The organism is Actinomadura formosensis NBRC 14204 (assembly GCF_001552155.1).
In the GTDB taxonomy this organism is placed as follows: domain Bacteria; phylum Actinomycetota; class Actinomycetes; order Streptosporangiales; family Streptosporangiaceae; genus Spirillospora; species Spirillospora formosensis.
The window spans coordinates 1-1,224 of record NZ_BCQQ01000298.1; the positions used below are offsets into that span (position 1 = coordinate 1).

Sequence of the window (1,224 nt, forward strand, 5' to 3'; positions counted from 1 at the left end):
ACCCGCGCACTCGACGCGCCCGGCGGCCCGACCCGCACCGGGCAGTTCACCGGGACGCCGAACTACATCGCGCCGGAGGTGCTGCGGGGCGAGCCGGTCGCGCAGGCGTCGGACGTGTTCGCGTGGGGCTGCGTCGTCGCCTACGCCGGGACGGGACGTCCCCCGTTCCAGGGCGGGACGGTCGCGGAGACGTTCCACCGCGTCGGCCACGAGGAACCCGACCTCACCGGCCTCGACCCGCGGCTGCGCGAGATCGTCGCCGCCGCGCTCGGCAAGGAGCCCGGGAGGCGGCCGACCGCGCGGGAACTCCTCACCCGGCTCGTCGGTCCGGAAAAGGCCGAGTTGGAGCGCGCCACCGAGACGATCTCGATGTCCTGGCGGGGGCCGGAACCGGTCCGGGCATCGGTGCCCGAGCCCGTCCCGGACGCTCCCGCGGTGCACGCGGAGGCACCGCGACCGGGCCCCGTCCCCGAGCCGGCCCCCGCACGGGAGCCGGCGCCGGACGGGCGGGCCGTCACGGTCGACCTGCCGTTCCCTGCCGCCTGGCGGGGCCCGAGACGCTGGCTCACCCCGCTCCGGGGGCTGCTGGTCATCCCGCACCTGGTCGCGATGCTGCTGATGTACGCGGCGCTGGTGATCGTGATGCCGCTCAGCTGGCTGGTCATCCCGTTCACCGGCCGCTACCCGCGCCCCCTCTACGCGCTGGCCGTCGGCTGCCAGCGCTGGTCGAGCCGCGTCGTGGCGTACGCGTTCGGGCTCACCGGCGAGAAACTGCCGCCGTTCCGCACTCTTGCGCGGGCACGGCGAACCTCCTGACGACTTGGCGCGTCCGAATGACGGCAGGCCGCTAGGGTGCTGCGAAAGACTCCCCCCGACTCCCTTCCAGGATCACGATGACCACGCACGCAGGACAGAACGGTGAGGCCCTGCGCCCCGAGGACCCCGCAGAGCTCGGCCCGTACCGGCTGATCGGGCGTCTCGGCCGGGGCGGCATGGGAACGGTATACCTCGGTGAGGACGCCTCCGGGCGCCGTGTCGCGGTGAAGGTGATCAACCGGGAGCTGGCCGGGGAGGGCGCGTTCCGGGAGCGGTTCCGCCGCGAGGTGACCGCCGCGCGGCAGGTCCGCCGGTTCTGCACCGCGCCCGTGATCGACGCCGAACTCGACCAGGACCCGCTGTACGTCGTCACCGAGTACATCGAGGGGCCGAGCCTGGAGAGCGCGG

Annotated in this window: 2 protein-coding genes; both read left to right on the forward strand. The window is 74.2% G+C overall.

The features are described 5' to 3' along the window. Positions 1–816 (forward strand): DUF4389 domain-containing protein (locus AF1_RS32610; protein WP_157419445.1); only part of this gene is annotated, 816 nt, incomplete at its 5' end. Positions 817–893: 77 nt separating this feature from the next. Beyond that, a partial coding sequence (locus AF1_RS32615) for a protein kinase domain-containing protein (protein ID WP_157419448.1) occupies positions 894–1,224 on the forward strand: 331 nt, incomplete at its 3' end.